General features: G+C 60.6%; 14 protein-coding genes. 10 read left to right on the top strand and 4 right to left on the bottom strand.

Annotation, left to right across the window (positions count from 1 at the left end):
* The first annotated feature begins 5 nt into the window (after positions 1 to 5).
* The 10 genes from Q1J43_RS12140 to Q1J43_RS12095 all read left to right on the top strand — a co-directional run bounded on the left by Q1J43_RS12140 (position 6) and on the right by Q1J43_RS12095 (position 14885).
* Positions 6 to 635, top strand: a complete 630-nt coding sequence (locus Q1J43_RS12140) for a hypothetical protein (RefSeq protein WP_301102756.1) — start codon at positions 6 to 8, stop codon at positions 633 to 635.
* 40 nt (positions 636 to 675) lie between these two features.
* Complete coding sequence (locus tag Q1J43_RS12135; protein WP_301102755.1) at positions 676 to 1467, top strand: caspase family protein; 792 nt, start codon at positions 676 to 678, stop codon at positions 1465 to 1467.
* Positions 1468 to 1508: 41 nt separating this feature from the next.
* Positions 1509 to 6866: a CHAT domain-containing protein gene (locus Q1J43_RS12130; RefSeq protein ID WP_301102754.1), complete on the top strand. Its 5358-nt coding sequence runs from the start codon at positions 1509 to 1511 to the stop codon at positions 6864 to 6866.
* Between the two features lie 162 nt (positions 6867 to 7028).
* Complete coding sequence (locus Q1J43_RS12125) at positions 7029 to 8960, top strand: alpha-amylase family glycosyl hydrolase (RefSeq protein ID WP_301102753.1); 1932 nt, start codon at positions 7029 to 7031, stop codon at positions 8958 to 8960.
* A 54-nt stretch (positions 8961 to 9014) separates the two neighbouring features.
* A complete protein-coding gene (locus Q1J43_RS12120) occupies positions 9015 to 10202 on the top strand; it encodes a patatin-like phospholipase family protein (RefSeq protein ID WP_301102752.1) in 1188 nt (395 codons plus the stop codon).
* Positions 10202 to 11557 carry a TRAFs-binding domain-containing protein gene (locus Q1J43_RS12115; RefSeq protein WP_301102751.1) on the top strand — a complete coding sequence of 452 codons (1356 nt, stop codon included), beginning with the start codon at positions 10202 to 10204 and terminating at the stop codon, positions 11555 to 11557. The genes Q1J43_RS12120 and Q1J43_RS12115 overlap by 1 nt, the downstream gene beginning before the upstream one ends.
* Positions 11554 to 13134 (top strand): hypothetical protein, encoded by a 1581-nt coding sequence (locus tag Q1J43_RS12110; protein ID WP_301102750.1) that lies wholly within the window; start codon positions 11554 to 11556, stop codon positions 13132 to 13134. The genes Q1J43_RS12115 and Q1J43_RS12110 overlap by 4 nt, the downstream gene beginning before the upstream one ends.
* Positions 13135 to 13137: 3 nt before the next feature.
* Positions 13138 to 14064 carry a toll/interleukin-1 receptor domain-containing protein gene (locus tag Q1J43_RS12105; protein ID WP_301102749.1) on the top strand — a complete coding sequence of 309 codons (927 nt, stop codon included), beginning with the start codon at positions 13138 to 13140 and terminating at the stop codon, positions 14062 to 14064.
* A 99-nt stretch (positions 14065 to 14163) separates the two neighbouring features.
* On the top strand, positions 14164 to 14475 hold the full coding sequence (locus tag Q1J43_RS12100) for a helix-turn-helix transcriptional regulator (RefSeq protein WP_301102748.1): 312 nt from the start codon (positions 14164 to 14166) through the stop codon (positions 14473 to 14475).
* Positions 14476 to 14624: 149 nt separating this feature from the next.
* Positions 14625 to 14885, top strand: coding sequence for a helix-turn-helix transcriptional regulator (locus Q1J43_RS12095; RefSeq protein ID WP_301102747.1), 261 nt, complete (start codon positions 14625 to 14627; stop codon positions 14883 to 14885).
* Between the two features lie 246 nt (positions 14886 to 15131).
* On the opposite strand, the gene Q1J43_RS12090 is transcribed toward Q1J43_RS12095, so the two are convergent.
* The 4 genes from Q1J43_RS12090 to Q1J43_RS12075 all read right to left on the bottom strand — a co-directional run bounded on the left by Q1J43_RS12090 (position 15132) and on the right by Q1J43_RS12075 (position 17126).
* A complete protein-coding gene (locus tag Q1J43_RS12090) occupies positions 15132 to 15923 on the bottom strand; it encodes a peptidylprolyl isomerase (RefSeq protein ID WP_301102746.1) in 792 nt (263 codons plus the stop codon).
* A gap of 68 nt (positions 15924 to 15991) precedes the next feature.
* Positions 15992 to 16288, bottom strand: coding sequence for a BolA family protein (locus Q1J43_RS12085; protein WP_301102745.1), 297 nt, complete (start codon positions 16286 to 16288; stop codon positions 15992 to 15994).
* A complete protein-coding gene (locus Q1J43_RS12080; RefSeq protein WP_301102744.1) occupies positions 16285 to 16587 on the bottom strand; it encodes a YciI family protein in 303 nt (100 codons plus the stop codon). The genes Q1J43_RS12085 and Q1J43_RS12080 overlap by 4 nt, the downstream gene beginning before the upstream one ends.
* The gene (locus tag Q1J43_RS12075; RefSeq protein ID WP_301102743.1) at positions 16587 to 17126 is read right to left on the bottom strand and encodes a septation protein A; all 540 of its coding nucleotides are present in this window, start codon (positions 17124 to 17126) and stop codon (positions 16587 to 16589) included. The genes Q1J43_RS12080 and Q1J43_RS12075 overlap by 1 nt, the downstream gene beginning before the upstream one ends.
* Between the last annotated feature and the right edge of the window lie 73 nt (positions 17127 to 17199).

Genomic DNA, 17199 nt, shown 5'->3' with positions numbered 1-17199 from the left:
AAAGCATGACCGACAGCTTCCCGAATTTGACCGGAATAGAGCTCCCCGAGCTGAAAGACCCCTGGCAACCCCGCCAAGTTGTTCTGTTTAGCGGGCACATGATTGACGCACCCGATCGCAGCGAGCCGCGCTTCCCTCCTGAGAAGGAGTGCCTCGCCGCTAAAGCGATTGCGGCAGCGCTCGACGAACTCGCCATGGGCGCACAAGACCTCGCCATTTGTGGCGGCGCCTGCGGCGGCGACCTGCTGTTTGCCGAAGCCGCCCTGCGCTGCGGCAGCCGGCTTCACCTTCATTTGCAATACAGGGAAGCGGAATTCCTGCAAGCCTCTGTCGCCTTCGCCGGACAATCGTGGGTCGATCGCTACTACGCCGTCAAGGCCAATAGCCTCACCCGGATTCGCGTGCAGCCCGACGAGTTGGGGCCACCAGAGGCTGGGACCAACCCCTATGTGCGCAACAACCTGTGGCAGCTCCACACGGCCCTCGCACACGGCGCCGACAAGGTACGCTGCATTGCGCTGTGGAATGGTGAAGGCGGTAGAGGCCCCGGCGGAACCGAAGACATGGTGCGCACCGTCAGGGAGTTTTCCGGTCGGGTGAGCATTGTCGATACCCGGCAGCTCTTCGGACTTTGAAGCTAGTTAAAATCGGATTAACCACAAAGGAGGCCGCATCATGAGCAAGAATGCACTGTGCATCGGCATCAACGACTATCCCGGCACCCAGAACGACCTGGCAGGCTGCGTCAACGACGCCAACGACTGGGCTGCCGAACTGGGCGGCCGCGGCTTCGCAGTTACCAAAATGCTGGACCAGCAGGCAACCCACGCGGCCATGACGGCAGCCATCAACGGGCTGATCCAGGGCGCCGCGAGCGGCGACACGCTGGTCATCACCTACTCCGGGCATGGAACCTGGGTGCCCGACAGTTCGGGCGATGAGCCGGATGGCCGCGATGAAGCGCTATGCCCATGGGATATCGGTCAGGCTGGGCCCCTGCTGGACGACCAAATTCGTCAGATGTTTCTTGCCCGGCCCGCCGGGGTGCGCATTCTGCTCCTCTCCGACAGTTGTCATTCCGGCTCAGTCACGCGCGGCGATGACGAAGACCTCGACAGCGCTCACCCACGCGCCCGCTTCATGCCGCTGGAATCATGGATGCCGGGCAATGAACTGCCTGCGGCCAGCGCCCGGCCGGCCCATCGGGTGGGTGGCTTGAAACGCAGCGGTGGCGACCTGTTGCTGGCCGGCTGCCTGGACACCCAATTTTCCTGGGACACCAGCTTCAAGGGGCGGCCCAATGGCGCGTTCACCTATTACGCCATCAAGACACTACGCGAAAGCAAGCCGGCCAACTACGATGCCTGGTTCAAAGCCATCCGCGCCTACCTGCCGTCGTCCAAGTTGCCGCAGGAACCGCAGATCCTCGGTTCCGCAGGGGCGCGACGCTTCAAGGTTTTTACCTGATTGCGCGCCACTAAATTCATCGGGAATTTGAGAATGCGATCATGAGCCGTCCTCCAGCCAAACCCCTCAAACTGATCAGCAGCAACGTCAGCACGGGCAGCGACCTGCCGCTGCCCGGCATCCTGCGCGCCACGACACGTTCGGGCGCGAGTGACGTTGATCCGCTGCTGGCAGGTCTGGTGGTGGAGAAGGTCTATACCCTCGGCACACCCACCCGGGGCGGGCCACCGGGGCAGGCCGAAACCCTGGATACCACCAGGCCGGAACTGCTGGCGGTGGAGACTGAGGACGGCAGCACCCTGTTCATCCGTTCCGACACACTGGCCGAGGCTGTGGCGCGTCTGCAACCCGAAGCGGTGGTGGACGGCGAGGTGGATTTCGCCCGCTTCCATGATGCCAATGCCCGGGCGCGCGGTATTGGTGACGTGTTGTGGACAGCGGCATCGGTACTGCGCCTGCCCACCGACGGCCTGGAAGGCGAAGCCAATGATCTGGCGCGGCAGTGGGCAAAAGAAAAATTGGGCGAACAGGTAGAGGCCAAGGCCTACGCCCTGGGTTCCGTTCTCGGCGCCAAGGCGCTGATGTGGAAAATCGAATCACGCCTGGCCGGGCGACCCGGACTATATCTCTGGCGCGACAGGCTGCTGGCGGCCAACGACTTCTGCGCAGCGGGCGACCCGCGCCTTAGCGATGCCGCCCAGGGCAAGCCCATGCTGGTGCTGATCCACGGCACCGGTTCCTACACCGTAGGCGGCTTCTCCGACCTGCGTGAGGACGACGCCACCTGGAATCAGCTCAAACTGCGTTTCCCCGGTGGCATTTTTGGCTTCGAGCACCGGACCTTTTCCGAAAGCCCGGCCGAAAACGCCCTGGCACTGCTACAGGCCCTGCCCAAGGGCGCAAGAGTATCGTTGCTCACCCATTCACGTGGCGGCCTGGTTGGCGATCTGCTCAGCCTGGGCCAGGTGCCGGACAAGGTCATCGACAGCTACAGCATCGACACCCGGGACGCTGATGACCCGGCTGGCCTGGAACGCCAGGCGCAGGAAGAACGTGACCGACTACGCGCCATCCGCGACCTGCTGCTCGCGGGGAAAATCAGCATACAGCGCTATGTGCGTGTCGCCTCGCCAGCCCGGGGCACGCGCCTGCTTTCGGAAAACCTCGATGCCGCGCTCTCCGACTTCCTCAACCTGCTACAGTGGGGCGGTGGCGCCCTGATCGGCGCAACGGCCTCGGCGCTGGGCGGCCCGGTCGCCGGCGAAGCCTTCGGCCAGGGAGCATCAAGCTGCCTGGGTGTCATCAAACGGCTGGTGCTTGAAATCGCCGGCCGGCGCATCGATCCGCGCCTGGTTCCCGGCATCGCTGCGATGCGCACCGATTCGCCGCTGGCTGCCTTCCTGGCGCACCCCGACACGCTCCGGCACGATGGCATCGAAATGGCCATCATCGCCGGCGATACCGAGTTCGACGGATTCGGCCTGTCCAACCTAGGCCGCCGCGTGGTCAACCTGTTCTGCGACTGGCGGCTGTTCGACCGCAATGACAACGACCTGGTCGTAGATACCGATTCGATGTACGCTGGACTGGGCCATCGTCCAGGCGCCAGCTACCTCTATGACCAGGACACTGCGGTCACCCACTTCCGCTATTTTCGCAACCCACCCACCCGTGACGCCCTGAGCGCCTGGCTGGTGGGCGAGGAGCCGGGCCGTTTGGCGCAGTTCCAGCCGCTGACCGATGGCGCCAAAACCCCCTGGCGCGATCGCGATGCCCAACTGGCCCAGCGCGGCGCGCCGACTGGCCCGCGCCCCGTGGTGATCATCATCCCCGACATCATGGCCACCCACATCGAGATCAAGAACAAGACCTCAGATATCCCCGGCAGCGGCCAGCAGATCTGGCTCAATACGCCCAGCCTGGCGCTTGGCGAGCTGGACCGTATGCGCGATCCAGCGTCGACCAACGTGGGGGCTGGAGACCTGTTCGAGATGACGTACGGCGACCTGGCCGATCATCTCGCGCAGAGCCACGTGGTCATCCGCTGCCCCTACGACTGGCGCCAGCCGCTGGAAAAATGCGCCGACGCGCTTGCCGCCAGAATCGAGCAGGCCACCCGCGAGAATCCCGGCCAGCCAATCCGCCTGCTGGCACACGGTATGGGCGGATTGGTGGCGCGCACCCTGATCAGCAAACACGGTGCAGCGTGGCAGAACGTTCTCGATTCCGGCGGCCGCCTGATCATGCTGGGCACACCCAACAATGGCGCGCATACCCTGGTGCACACCCTGCTCGGCAAGACTGATGCCGTTCGCATGATTGAAAAAATCGACCTTGAACACGGGCTGCAAGAACTGCTTGACATCGTCAGCAGCTTCCCCGGAGCGCTGTCGTTGCTGCCCCGACCGGGATTCACCGACACCGGCAACGCACCACGAATTGCCAGCGACGAGTACTACAACAGCGGCACATGGAAGGAACTCAAGGCGAAAAACACCGACCGCTGGTATGCAGACCATATTTGCGGCGCCCCCGACGAAAAACTGCTGGCGCTTTGCCAAGCGTTCTGGCGAGACACCCTCCCCGGCAACGAAATCGTCAATCCCGAACGGGTCAGCCAGATCTTCGGACAGAGCGACAAAACCCCCTGTGGCGTCCAGCGCACTGCCGACGGCCGGCTCAAGCTGCTGTTCACCGCCGACGGCGACGGTTGGGTAACCTGGGCCTCGGGCCGACTGGACAATCTCGATTCTGACACCCACTGCTGGAGCATGCCGGTGGAACATGCCGACCTGAGCTGCGCAGCAGACTACTTCCCGGCCATCGTCGACCTGCTCGAACGGGGCCAGACCGACAAACTGGGCCGTCTGCCACGCCGGCGTGGTGAAGAGGCGGCAAGCTTCGTTCTTCAAGCCGCTCCGCCGGTGCTCGCCGGCGAAGCGGAGATAGCACGTGCCTGCATGGGCAGCGGGCCGCCTCGGCGTCAGGTGTCGCGAATAAAACCGACGCTTAAGGTCGCGGTGTGCGCCGGCGATTTGCGCTTCGTCGACCAGCCCGTCCTTTGTGGCCACTACATCGGCGATGCAATCTCCGGCGCCGAAGCCGCGCTCGATGAGATGCTCGACGGTGCACTGGCCGAACGTGAGCGCCTCGGCGTTTATGCCTCCGAGATTGGCACGTCGGCGATCACGCTGCGCCCACCGGGCGGGGAGCAAGATGCACGAGGTGCACGGGGGAGCCGGCCGGGGGCGGTAATCGTCGGCCTGGGGAAATTCAACGGACAACTGAGTTCACTCCAGGTCACCGAGACGGTGCGCGCCGGTGTCGTGCGCTTCCTGATACAACTGCGTGATACCCTGCAAGTCAAGCAGGATGAGGATGTAGAGCTATTTAGCCTGCTCGTCGGGTGGAATTCTACCGCCAGCATCAGCGTCGCCGAATCAGTGGCAGCGATTACCCGTGGCGTTCTCGAGGCCAACCACCAGTTCAGCGATGCCCTGAGCAAATCACGCAAGAACGGCGCCACCGTTTCGCAGCTCTGTTTCATCGAGCTGTACCGCAATGCCGCTATCGCCGCCGCGCATGCCGTGCTCGAACTGCCCGCGAATCTGGCGGACGAACTCAAGCGCATGGGCGCGCGTATCGCACCTGCCGCGACCTTGACGATCGGCGAAGGCATGCAGGATCGGTTAAACGTTGACGGCGATCTGGGCCATTGGTCGCGACTCATCGTCAGTGATGCCGATGCCGTGGAAGGTGATGGCGCAAGCGCCGACGGGCCTGCCGAGCCCTTAACCGGCGAATCGCGCTATTACCCCGAACGCCTCAAGTACGTTCTCCTGTCGCAGCGCGCGCGGGCCGAAACGGTGGTGCAGCAGCGTCAGCCCGGCCTGATCGAGGCCATCATCCGCGACCAGCGGCGCAATCCTGCCTATAACGCCAAACTCGGGCAGACCCTGTTCCAACTCATGGTGCCGCTCGATTACAAGGCTGTCGCGCGGGAACAGTCGCGCCTGCTCCTGGTGCTCGACGGCTACACCGCCAATCTGCCCTGGGAACTGCTACAGGCCGACAGCGAACCCCTGGTGCTCAGAATGCCCATGGTCCGCCAACTGGCCACCCTGCACTACCGACCCACGGTGCGCACCGCCAACGCCAATACCGCCTGCATCATCGCCGCCCCAAGTACCGACGGCTTCGACAAACGCTTTGCCGGCAACCATCAGCAGCTTGACGATCTGCCCGAGGCGACGCGCGAAGCGCAGGCCGTCGGCGACAGCCTGCGACGGGCGGGCTGGAATGAAAACGATATCGTCGTCAGCCCGGCGGACAAAGAAGCCCTCGATATTTTCGCCACGCTCTACGATCGCCCCTACCGCGTTCTGATGATTAGCGCGCACGGCATTTTCGAGGCCAAGGGGGTGGACGGGCACAGCTATTCCGGTGTCGTACTCTCTGATGGCCTGCTGCTTACCGCCGTCGAAATCGATCTGATGGAAGTCGTTCCCGAGCTCGTCTTCCTCAATTGCTGCCATCTGGGCAGCGTCAACAATCCGCACAGCCAGCCCAACAAATTGGCCTACAGCCTGTCGCGCAAGCTCATCGAAATGGGAGTGCGTTGCGTCGTTGCCGCCGGCTGGGCGGTCAACGATGCAGCCGCGTGCACCTTCGCCAGCACCTTCTTCGCTCAGCTCACGCTTGGCGAAACCTTTGGCGACGCTATCTTCAGGGCGCGCCAGGTCACCTTCCAACAGCATCCAGCGTGCAACACCTGGGGCGCTTACCAGGCCTATGGCGATCCGGGTTATCGCCTGCGCACCAGCAGCGAATCTGACGCCGGCCACCAGTCCAAACCCTACGTCGCCGTAGATGAATTGCTGGCGACCCTCCTCGGACAACGGGTAAAAAACAAACGGCGCAAAAGCGATGCCAAAACACCGTCGTTTGCACAGCAGCAGCAATGGCTCCAGCGCCAACTCGCCAAATGCCCACCCGCCTGGGCCGAACTTCCCGAAGTGCTACAGGCCAGCGCAGCGTTTTATGGCGACTACGGCGTCGAGGGCTCTGACCTGGCTCGCGAGTCCTACCAGCGCGCTGTTCAAGCGGAAGACCGGTCGGGTCGGGTCACGCTGCGCGCCATCGAGCAACTGGCCACTATGGAAACACGCTGCGCGGAACATCTGGCGGACCAGGGACAATTCGACCAGGCGCTAAACCTGATCGACAGCGCCATCCGCCGCCTCAAGGCCCTCGCCACTGCGGTACGCAGCGAGGCCAAGCCGGCAGCGGCAGCCCCGGCGAACCACAGCGAACGGGCGGCAAGGCTGAACAACGCCTTGAAACTTAAGGCCGCCATACTGTTGAAAAAGGGCGAGAGACCAGGAGAAAAATCACCATGACCGCACGCAATTCACCCGCGATACCCGCGAACGCAGTCATTGAGATAGCAGTTCGGGGCACGCCAATATCATCATCATTTCGCCCTTTCTTTTGGGGAGGGCCAGGTAGCCGAAGAAGAATAAAACATCCGCTCATGACCAGAAACCAGGAGGAAAGTCACCATGACCAGCACGCAGTCCAACCACGATAAACTCGAACGCCGTCTGCACGACATCGACTGGGCCGCGCTTCGCCGGCCTGACTACATGCCCTCACCGGCGGCCTGGGAAGATCAGGTGCTTTATTTCCTGATGCTCGATCGATTCTCCGACGACAAGGAGTTGGGCTGCCGCGACAACCAGGGCAATGTCGTGAGTACCGGCAGCACTCCATTGTTCAGCTTTCCGGACGACGCCTACACGGCGGACCGAACGGCCTGGGCGGATGCCGGAATCGAGTGGCTGGGCGGTACGCTCAAGGGTCTGGAACATAAGATTGGCTACCTTAAGCGCCTGGGAGTGACAACCCTCTGGATCAGCCCGGTGTTTAAGCAGGTGACTGCGGATCGCCATTCCTACCACGGCTATGGCATCCAGAACTTTCTGGATGTCGATCCGCACTTCGGCACCCGCCAGGACCTCATCGACCTGGTCAATACCGCGCATTCCAGCGGCATTCGCGTCATCCTGGACATCATCCTCAACCATGCCGGCGACGTATTCGACTATCAGTTCAATCCCGCCCGCTACCCGGTCACGGAAGAGAACGGCAGCATCGGCATGGACCCGCGCTGGGATGGCGGCACTTACCCGGTAGCCGGCTGGCGCAATGCCTTCGGCCAGGCCAACATTCCCTTCGGCCCGATCGACCCGGCCACGCACAGCTATGCCTGGCCCAACGACGCGGTGTGGCCGGCAGAGATGCAGGCTGCCGGAAACTTTACCGCCCGCGGCCGCATCACCAGTTGGGACCACGATCCTGAATTCTTCGAGGGCGACTTCGTCACCCTGAAGGATATTTACCATGGCGAGCACGACCGCGACGAGCAAAACAGGCGCATTGTCGATGCCTTCCACGTCGCCCCGGCCCTCGCTGCCTTGTGCGAGGCATATAAGTTCTGGATCGCCCTGGCCGACATCGACGGCTTTCGCGTCGACACCGTCAAACATATGGAGCCGGGCGCGACGCGCTACTTCGTGGCGGTCATCAAGGAATTCGCACAAACCCTGGGCAAGGAGAACTTCTTCCTGGTCGGCGAAATCACCGGCGGCCGTGAAAACGCCTGCAACATTCTCGAACTCACCGGCCTCGACGCGGCCCTTGGAATCGACGATATCCCTGACCGCATGGACTATCTGGCCAAGGGCTGGCGGGAACCCGTCGATTTCTTCAACCTGTTCCGCAACTCCGCTCTGGTCAACAAGTCCTCGCATACCTGGTTCGGCCAGCACGTCGTTACGCTCTTCGACGATCACGACCAGGTGCGTAAGGGCAACAATAAGGGCCGCTTTTGCGGCGACAGGGCCAACAACGGGTATGCCCACCTCAAGGCGGTGCTCGGCCTTAACCTCTGCGCCATGGGTATCCCCTGCCTTTACTATGGCACCGAGCAGGCTTTCGATGGCGCTGGCGACAACGATCGCTACCTGCGCGAATGCATGTTCGGTGGCGCATTCGGCTCACTGCAAAGCAGCGGCCGACATTTCTTCAATGAGGATCACGAGATATACCGTTTCATCGCCGACGTCACGGCGCTGCGCAGCACGCATCTGGCGCTGCGCCGGGGACGGCAATACCTGCGCGAAATTTCGGATTCCGGCGCACCGGACAGCTTCGGCCTGCCGCATATGATCGGCGGTCGGATACTTTCCGTCGTACCCTGGTCGCGCCTCTTTGACAATCAGGAAATTCTGCTCGCCATCAACACCGATGCGGACAATCCGCGTGCAGCCTGGGTTACCATCGACGCTGCGCAGCACGCTGATCTTGCCCTTCTCACCTGCCTCTACTCGACCGACGCGGCACAGATCGGCCTGACCACGCCGATCGAGGCGCGCAACGGCCGGGCCGTTCATATCGTTGTGCCGGCAGGAGGATTCGTGATGTATGGATGAATTTATTCTGCAAAAATTATTCCATTGCCAAGCGCTAGGAGAGGAGTCAAAACCATGTCCAGCAAACTCATCGCCCGCATTGATTCTCCCGCACCCAAGAAGATCCTGAGTTGTGATGGCGGAGGCATTCTTGGCCTGATCAGCGTCGAAATTCTGGCCAGGATCGAAGCGGATCTGCGCGCCAAACTCAACAAGCCCGACCTGGTGCTGGCCGACTGGTTCGATTTCGTCAGCGGCACCAGCACCGGAGCCATTATCGCCGCATGCATCGCCGCCGGAATGTCGATGGAGCGCATTCGCGAGTTTTATGTCGGCAGCGGCGAGCAGATGTTCGACAAGGCCTCGCTCTTCAAGCGTTTGCATTACAGCTACAACGACGAACCCCTGGCGCAAAAACTGCGCAGCGAACTCAACCGCGCCCTCGGCCATGCCGAGAACGCTTCACCCGCAACCCTGGGTGATGAGGGCTTGCGCACGCTGCTGATGATGGTGCTGCGCAATCACACCTCCGATTCGCCGTGGCCGGTGAGCAACAATCCGCGTGCCCGATACAACCAGCGCACCAAGGACGATGGCAGCCCGCGCCGCGACTGCAACCTGGATCTGCCGCTCTGGCAACTGGTTCGCGCCAGTACCGCCGCGCCAACGTTTTTCCCGCCCGAGGTGGTGACTTTTGCGCCGGGCATGCCGGAGCAATACCAGTTTGTCTTTGTCGACGGCGGCGTGACCACCTACAACAATTCAGCCTTCCTGGCCTTCCAGATGGCCACTGCAGCACCCTACAAAGTGAATTGGGCGACCGGCACGGACCAGTTGCTGATCGTCTCGGTCGGCACAGGCAACGTAGCGAAGGCGCGTCCCGGGCTCGAAACCAGCGACCTGACCTTGCTCGACAACGCAAAAAATATTCCGTCGGCACTGATGAATGCCGCCTCGGCCGGCTGGGACATGGCCTGCCGCCTGCTCGGAGAGTGCCGTCACGGCGCCCCCATCGATCGGGAAATCGGTGACATGGTAAGCCCCTCCGACACAGCGAACTGGACCGGCAACAAGCAGTTCGCCTATGTGCGTTATGACCCCGACGTATCGCGTGCTGGACTCGATGCTCTGGGTTTGCAGGATATCGATCCGGCCAGAGTACAACTCATGGATTCGGTCAAGTTCATCCCCGAAATCCAGCGCGTCGGCAAGGCCTACGCCGATTCCCACCTCGCTACCGAGCACTTCAGGGGGTTCATCTGATGGCCACCTGTTTCGTTATCCAGGGGTTTGGCAAGAAAACCGATTTTACCGATGGTCGCGTGCTGGACCTCGACGCTTCCTACGCCGTCATCAAGGAAGGTGTTGAAGGTGCCGGACTCACGTGCATCCGAGCCGACGAGATCCAGCATGCCGGCACCATCGACGTTCCGATGTACCAGCAATTGCTGAAGGCCGATCTGGTCATCGCCGACCTGTCCACCTACAACGTCAACGCCGCGTTCGAGCTGGGAATTCGCTACGGTTTGCGTCCGAGTGCCACCCTCATCGTCGCCGAGGAGTGCTTCAAGAACCCTTTCGATGTCAGTCATATCGTGATCCGCCGTTACAAGCACCTGGGCGAGGACATTGGCGCCCAGGAGGCCAGGCGTTTCCGGGATGATTTGAAACAAGCCATCACGGCCATTCTGGCAAACGCGCAGACTGACAGTCCGGTGTATGCCTTTCTGCCTGATTTAACTCCCCCCTGGGCGAAGCCTGCCGATGATCAAATAGCCGCGCCGGTTTCGGCCCCCGCCAGGGTTGCGCGTGGCATGCAGACGTTCAGACCCGACGAAACCCTGAGCGCCATGGGTCTGCTCACCTTCGAATCCGACAACGCGTTTCCGCAAACCGCTAAAGCCAATCTGGAACAGGCACAGGCAATGCTGCTGGCCGGCGATTTCAGCGCCGCCTGCCAGCTTTTTCAAGAAATCCGCAAACTGCGGCCCAACGACAGCTTTATCATCCAGCAACTCATCCTGGCCACCTACAAGTCTGAACAACCGACTCCCGAAGCGGCACTGAACGAGGCCAAGGCCATCACTCAGGTCTTGAATCCGGCCACCACCAACGACCCGGAAACTCTGGGCCTGTGGGGAGCAATCCACAAGAAGCTGTGGGCAATAACACAGCAAGCCGGCGACCTGAACGAAAGCATTGAGGCCTACGGCCGCGGCTTCTTTCTCAAGCAGGATTATTACAATGGAATCAACCTGGCCTTTCTGCTGGAAGTGCGCGCCCTGAACGCGTTCAGGGCGGGCGAGCGGGAAGAAGGCATCGCTGACTTAGTCCTTGCCCGACGTATCCGGCGCGATGTCATCAAGTACACAGAGCCGTTGATCAACAAGGATTACGGGCCTGAAAAACGCTACTGGATCCTGGCCACCCTCTGGGAAGCGACGGCCGGACTCGGCGATGCGGCCAGCGCGGAAAAATGGGCGGCCCAGGCGCGAACGCTGAAGATGGCTGACTGGATGACCGAATCAACCCAAACCCAGATCCAGAACATCCTGAACAGGCAAGCTGAAATTGCCCTGCTCAACCCTGAAAGCCCGGCTGCCAAGAAAAAGGTTTGAAAGTGTTACCTTCCGGCGCCGTCTTCTTCATCCTGATCACTGCCGTGGTGCTGGCGGCAGCGCTGGCATGGCTGGTCGCTGCGTTGTACCAGCGCCGCATGCTGGCGTTGATGCGTGGCGGCGCAGCGCCCGAGCAGACGGCGATCATGGATGCGGCCCCCCAGGCCCAGGTAGCGCAAGCCCCGGCCTGGAATAGCGCGGTAACTTTCGCCAGCAACCAGCGCGCCTCTACCCGACTCATGCTCAGTCTGGGCGGTATTTCGCTGCTCATCGCCCTGAGCCAAGCCTGGCTGGCGCTGCTCTTTGTCTACAACGACCGTGATTTCAGCCTGAACCGGATTCTGGTGCTGGGCGCCGTTTACGCCTGGCCGATGGTGCTGGCCTGGGGACTCGCACGACGCTGGAGTTGGCTGCGCATCCTCGGCAACATCGCTTTGTACATGCTGCTCATGTTGGCAGTGGTCATGCTACGTTCCACAGCCGCCCAGACCCTGCTTTCGGTGAGCGGCTGGCTGTTTAGCCAGGCCATTATTCCGGTCTCCATCACGCTGCTGATCGGCGCCAGCGGACGCATTCGTGCGGTGGCGCCCTATCTGCTGCCGCCGACCCTGCTGCTCACCGCTTCGTCGGTGCTGACCCTGCAAGTCATGGCGCAGCGTGTGCAAGATCCGACGTCCTGGGTCATCAGCCTGGCGAACATCTTTGGCGCCTATCCCACCCTGCTGCTTTTCGTGCTGGGACCCTGGCTGATTATGGCCTGGCCGGTAGTCCAGTTGGGCAAATGGCTGGCCAGAGCCTATCGGGCCAAGTTTTTTTCCGACCTGAACTACTTGATTGCCGTCTACTGGCTCCTGATCCTGTTTGCCAGTGCCCTGCCGGGAATGGAAGGAGTCGGACCGTGGACCTTCGTCCAACTCCTGCCCTGGTTGTGGCTGCCCCTGCTGCTGCTCGCACTGCGCGACCAGTTGAAGCCACCAGCGGGGCCGCCCACCCTGCTCGTCCTGCGCGTATTTCAGCGCGACGCCCAGGTCGAACTGCTGTTCGATCAAGTCATTGAGCGTTGGCGCCTGACCGGAAACACCGTACTGATCGCCGGCACCGACCTGCTTAGCCGAACCCTTGACCCCGACGATCTCTTCGTCTACCTCAACGGCGCCCTGAGCGAGCGTTTTATCGCCAACCCGGCGCAGTTGACCGAACGCATCGCCAGCTTCGACTGGCAGCCTGATCCAGACGGACGTTACCGCATCAACGAGTGCTATTGCTTCGACAGCACCTGGCAGAGTGCCGTGCACGCCCTGGTCGAGCACTCCGCTGTCGTACTCATGGATTTGCGCGGATTCCGCCCAGAAAACAAGGGATGCCGTTTCGAGCTGGGCGTACTGGCCGCCGCCAGCCATCTGCGCCGAGTGGTCGTGCTGTACGACCAGGCCACGGACCGTGCCGTTGCCGAATCGGATATCAAAGCGAACATCAACCCGGTCGCCGCCGGGCGCATCCACTGGCTGCCTGCCGATCGCATGGATAGCGCGATGGCCGGTCGCACCCTGGCCGCCCTGTTCAGCACGGCAAACTGAACCATGTCCGGACTGTTCATCAGTTACCGTCGCGACGACCAGGCCGGTTTCGCCGGACGACTCGCCGATGCCCTGGGGTCAGCCTTTGGCGCGAACAATGTGTTTCGTGATATCGATGATATTCACCCGGGAGAAGACTTTGTCGCCGCACTCACAAAACAACTGCACAGTATCGATGTGATGCTGGTGGTAATCGGTCCCGGCTGGTTGACGGCACGCAGGAACGGCATTCGCCGCCTAGACGAACCGGAGGATTTCGTTCGCCAGGAAATTCAAGTCGCGTTGGACTCGGGCAAAGCGGTACTTCCGGTGCTTGTTGGCGGCGCTGCGATGCCGGCAGAAGACGACTTGCCAGCGACGATTGGCGCGCTGGCCCGACGTCAGGCCTTCATCCTTTCCGACCCCGGCTGGTCCTCGGATGTAACGCGCCTAACCGAATCCATCAAGCCCCTGCTGCCATTTCAACAACGCTTTTCCTTACGCCAGAGAATAGCCTGGGTCGTCACTGGAATCGGCCTGATCGCGTTGCTGGCCACAAGCTTGAACGCTTATCGGTCAGAGAGTTCAGCCGACCAGCTGGCAACAGAAATTGCCAGCGCCCTGAACGGTCGCTGGACAGCGCAGGTGAACTACGATTGGGGCGCCGTGCACCAGGAGACGTTCGATCTGCGACTGGAGAACGGTGAAATCCATGGCACCGCGAGTTATCTGCGTGTGGCGCGTAGCGTTGAACAAGGCCAGTTACGGGCGGAACACTTGAGTTTCATCACGCATAGCCAGGAGATGATGAATGATGCCCCCAACCTCGTCATAACGCATCGCTATCGTGGCATGCTCAAGCCGGGCGAACTGCATCTGGTACTGGAAAGCAGCGGCGGCCAGACCACCCATACCCCGGTTGAGTTCATCGCCCGGCGCGTTGAGAAATAGGGGTATCCGATTGGCATGCGGATTGCTGCGTTCGGCCAGCAACGGTCGGTGGTGGGCATCGGATGCCTTTCAGGGCGATTGCATGAAGGAGGTTCGAAAATGACTGAGCTTGAATACAAACCTGTGCGTCACAACCACAAGGATTTCATGGAACGTGCGTCACAACGTATCGGCTTTAAAGAAGCCTATGATGCCCTTGCCGTCGAGCATGTCCTTGCCAGCCAAATGCTGGCCGCAAGAACCAAGGCTGGCCTCACTCAAGAGGCAGTTGCCTCGCGTATGGGCACGACCAAAAGCGCCATCTCTCGTTTGGAGTCTGCTGGCAAGCATGTGCCCTCTCTCGCTACGCTCAAGCGCTACGCGGAAGCAGTTGGCTGCAAACTTGAAATCAAACTCGTGCGTCAACGCTGAAAACAACGCCAATGAATAAGGTTAGAGCGCTCAACCCTCAACCTCGCTCCTTTCAGTCGCTGGACGCTGCGCGATAAAGCCGCGCAGCGCCGGTGACATCAACGTTATGCGTCACTAAATCACCGCCCATGATTACAGGAGGCAATGAAATGAAAGAGTTTCGTCCTGCGAAAAAGCGAGCTGAGGTCTCGGTGGGAGAGTCTGTCCGTATCCTGCGTGAACTCCAAGAACTGAGCCAAAGCCAACTTTCCGAACTTACGGGAATCCCGCAAGCCACCATCTCCGCCATCGAGAACGGCCGAGTGAACTTGGGTGTCGAGCGCGCAAAGGTTTTTGCTCGTGCACTCAATTGCCATCCAGCCGTACTCGTATTCCCCGGCTGGGAAGTTCCGCTTGAACACGCCGCATAACCTTTCAGTTCGCCGAACACTGCGCATAAAGCCGCGCAGCGCCCCTCACCTTAAACAATGGGCGTCTTACAAAAATTAGTTTGCTTTTCTCTGCGATCTCTGCGTTGAAAGCGGTTTACAATCTTTCCCTCTAGCCCATTCGCCTCTACACCCCAGGGGTGTTTCCTGCGGGGCACGTTTAGTGTGGTTAACAAAAAAACGCCAGGAGGCTAAACCGTCCCGGCGTTCTGTTTGAGGTCTTGCGAATTATTCGACTTTGGCCTTGGCACGCAGGCCGTCGACCATCTTGTTGATCTGTTGTGACTGTGCTTGTTGGAGCAGGCGCGGCTTGATTTCCTCAAAGGCCGGAACACTCAGCGGGCGGCTGTCGTCGAGCAGGATGACGTGGTAGCCGAATTCGGTTTTGACCGGGGTTTCCGTGTATTTGCCTTTGGCGAGGCTGGTGAGGGCATCGCTAAAGGGTTTGACAAAGTTGCCGGCGCTGGCCCAGCCGAGATCGCCGCCGTTGTCCTTGGAGCCGGGGTCGATCGATTGCTTGGCCAGTTCTTCGAACTTGGCGCCCTTCTTGAGGTTGGCGATGATCGCCGTGGCGTCTGCTTCATCCTTGACCAGAATGTGGCGCGCCTTGTACTCAGTGCTGCCAAGCTGGGTCTTGATCGTTTCGTATTGCGCCTTCAACTGCGCATCACTGATCGGGTTCTTCTTGACGTATTCCTGGATGTAGGCGCGGACAAAGAACGCTTGACGCGCTGCCTCGGCCTGAGCTGCAATATCCGGCTTCTTGTCGAGTCCGGCCTTCTTTGCTTCCTGAATCAGTAGTTCGCGCCGGATCAGTTCTTCGCGAACCGCATTTTTCAGTTCCGGGGAGTCCGGTGCGCCCTGGGCTTTCTGTTCGGCCATGAAGATGTTGGCCAGGTTTTGTGAAACGGCGACGCCGTTGACGGTCACGAAGGCGTTGCCGGCGGCCAGTGCCGATGCCGATGCCGACATCATCGCGCCAATGAGCAGTGTGGCCACAAGTTTCGAGAGATTCTGCATGTAAGGTATTCCTTCAGTCTGGGTGGAGTCGAGTAGGATAGGGTTTCTTGTAATAAGAGTAAACAGCTTCATTGGGCTTCGTCAGGAGCCAGTGACTGAATGCTCAGGGCATGGATTCTACTACGCATCAGCTCGCCGAGAGCTTCATAGACGAGTCGGTGACGGGCCAGTGTCGGTTTCCCGGCAAAACTTGCCGAGACAATGAGCAATCGGTAGTGGCCGCCGCCGCTCCTGGCGCCTGCATGGCCGGCGTGCTTGGCCGAGTCGTCAATCAATTCCAGGCGCAGCGGATCGAGTCCGGCAAGTCGTTCGCGCAGAATGGACTCGAAGTTGGCGGTAGATTCGTCGGGACCGCTCGGCGTCATTGCGGGAAGGCCCTTTTAAACGGCTTGACGCTGACGCCGGTGTAAACCCCGGCGGTGACGTAGGGGTCGGCATCGGCCCAGGCCTGAGCTGCGTCAAGCGAGGCGAAGTCGGCGACGATCAGGCTGCCAGAGAAGCCGGCTGGGCCGGGATCGGATGAGTCAATGGCCGGAAAAGGTCCGGCCAGGATCATTCGACCCTGCTCCTGCAGCACCTTGAGCCGGTCGACATGGGCCGGCCGTGCGGCAAGGCGGACAGCGAGCGAGTTCGGGCGATCCTGGCCGACGATGGCATAGAGCATCACTTTTTTTCCTGAATGTATTTTGCAAGGAGCAGGCCCTGAATGATCACGAAAACAAACATCAGGCCTATCCCGCCAAACAGCTTGAAATTGACCCAGACGTCGGTCGAGAAACCGAAAGCGAAGGCAACGGCGAGATTGATGATCCCCATGAAGACGAAGAAGCCAACACACGACCAGTTAAGTTTTTGCCAGATGGGATCAGGCAACTCGAGCTGCTCACCGAGCAGTGCCAAAATCAGATTTTTCTTGAGCACCAGGGAACTGCCGGCGAGTGCAAGGGCGAAGGCCCAGTAGAGAACCGTGGGTTTCCACTTGATGAAGTTCTCGTCGTGAAAAACTAATGTCATGCCGCCAAATACGGTGATGATCGCCAAGCTTACCCAGAGCATGGCGTCAACTTTTCGGTGCTTCAGCCAGACCCAGCTGACCTGAGAAAAGGTGGCGGCAATGGCAACGCCGGTGGCGACATAAATTCCGCCGAACTTGAAAGCGGCAAAGAACAGGATGACTGGGAAGAGGTCGAACAGAAATTTCATGGGATGACCAGCAAAAAGACCCCGAGATTATGGCTGATTATCAAGTACCCTGTCCACGTCTTGAGTTTATGGC

The sequence above is a fragment of the Propionivibrio sp. genome (genome assembly GCF_029255185.1).
Taxonomy (GTDB): Bacteria; Pseudomonadota; Gammaproteobacteria; order Burkholderiales; family Rhodocyclaceae; genus Propionivibrio.
Note: the sequence above shows the minus strand (reverse complement) of the source record. Positions and strands in the feature narration are given on the sequence as shown.